The sequence below is a fragment of the Arthrobacter sp. JCM 19049 genome, from assembly GCF_001310435.1.
On record NZ_BAXF01000482.1, the window covers coordinates 1 to 1,625 of the forward strand.

Annotated in this window: 1 protein-coding gene and 1 pseudogene; both read left to right on the forward strand. The window is 69.5% G+C overall.

Features of this window, described 5'->3' with window-relative positions:
- The coding region (locus tag JCM19049_RS13615; protein WP_279403227.1) for a thiamine pyrophosphate-dependent enzyme at nucleotides 1–1,008 on the forward strand (1,008 nt) is incomplete at its 5' end.
- A gap of 434 nt (nucleotides 1,009–1,442) precedes the next feature.
- A pseudogene (locus JCM19049_RS21030) lies at nucleotides 1,443–1,625 on the forward strand (hypothetical protein); the annotation flags it as partial.

Below are 1,625 nucleotides of genomic sequence, written 5' to 3' on the forward strand. Positions count from 1 at the left end.
GGCGCGCAGCAGGCGCTGGCGCAGGTCGCCGAAACGCTGCAGGCCCCGGTGCTGAGCACCCCCGGCGGCAACGGCGCGTTCGGGTGGGACCACGAACTCTCCCTGCAGTCCTGGGTGGAGGACCGCTACGTCACCGAGGTCCTGGAGGACGCGGACGTGCTGATCGTGGTCGGCTCCTCGCTGGGCGAGGTGACCAGCAACTACTTCACCCTCACCCCGCGCGGGCGGATGATCCAGATTGAAGCCGAACCGCGGGTGCTGGAATCCAACACCCCGGCCCTGGGGCTGCGCGCCGATGCGAAGGCCGCGCTGGAGTTCCTGGCCGAGGAACTGCGGCGCACCGGGCACCAGGCCCGCGTGGACTGGCACGGCCAGAGCCCGCAGCAGCTGGTGGCCCAGACCCTGGAAAAGGTGCAGCGGCGCCTGGATTCGCAGGACCTGGACAAGGAACGCCGGTTCATGGCCGACATCCGCCAGGCCGTGCCGGAGCGGATGCAGACCTACTGGGACATGACCATCGCCGCCTACTGGGGCTGGAGCTGCTGGGACGCCCGCCAGGGCCAGTTCCATTCGGCGCAGGGGGCCGGGGGACTGGGCTTTGGCTACCCCGCGGCCATCGGCGGTGCCGTCGGGCTGGAAACCCAGGGGCCGGGCCACGCCGAGGCGCGGGTGCTGGCCGTCTCCGGTGACGGATCGGCCATGTACTCGATCGCCGAACTGGCCACCGCCAAGCAGCACAACGTCCCGGTCACCTGGCTGATCGTGGATGACGGCGGCTACGGCATCCTGCGCGAATACATGGAAGGGGCCTTCGGCAAGGCCACCGCCACCGAGCTGGCGCGCCCCGACTTCGTGGCCCTGGCCGAGTCCTTCGGGATTCCGGCCCGCCAGGTTCCGGTGGAGGAGGTCGGGCAGGCGCTGCGCGAGTCCTTCGCCGCCGAGGGGCCAAACGTCGTGGTGGTGCAGACTCTGCTGAAGATGTTTGCTCCCACGCACCTGGAAGCGTAAGTCATTCCGGCGTGCCGCACAGCACCGGGCACCAGCAATGAACACCAAGGGGCCTGCCGTGGGCAGGCCCCCTTCGTGTTTGGCGGCAGCAGGGCAGTGGGGCCACCCGTGCCGAAGCGCCGGCTGATCCTGGCCCGCACGGCCGGGAACAGCTGCTAGGCTCGGGTCCATGATCCGTTCCTGAGCTACCCGCAGATCCATGGAAGACCCACGAACGGAACAGCCGTGCCCTCAGACCTTCTCAAGGTCGATCCCACCCAGGCGGGCCTTGAACTGCCCGCCACCGAAGATGCGCGGATCCAGCCGATCCATCCCCGTCACGCCGCGGACTTGGCGGCCGCCTACCTGGCCGCGTACCCGCCCGAGGTGGCCGCAACAACGCTGCACGACGCCACACGGGAAATGGAACAGACCTTCGCCACCACTACGGGCGGTTGCTGCCCGAATGCTCCAGCGCTGCCGTACTCGGTGCACGGGCGGTCGGTGCCGTCTTTGTGGTCCAGCGATCCATCTGGGATCCCGGACTTCCCGGTCCATTTATCATCGACCTCTTCGTGGCCCCCGCTGAGCGGGGACGGGGGCTGGGCCGCGCCTGGTGCTGGGGGCACTGGCGGGCT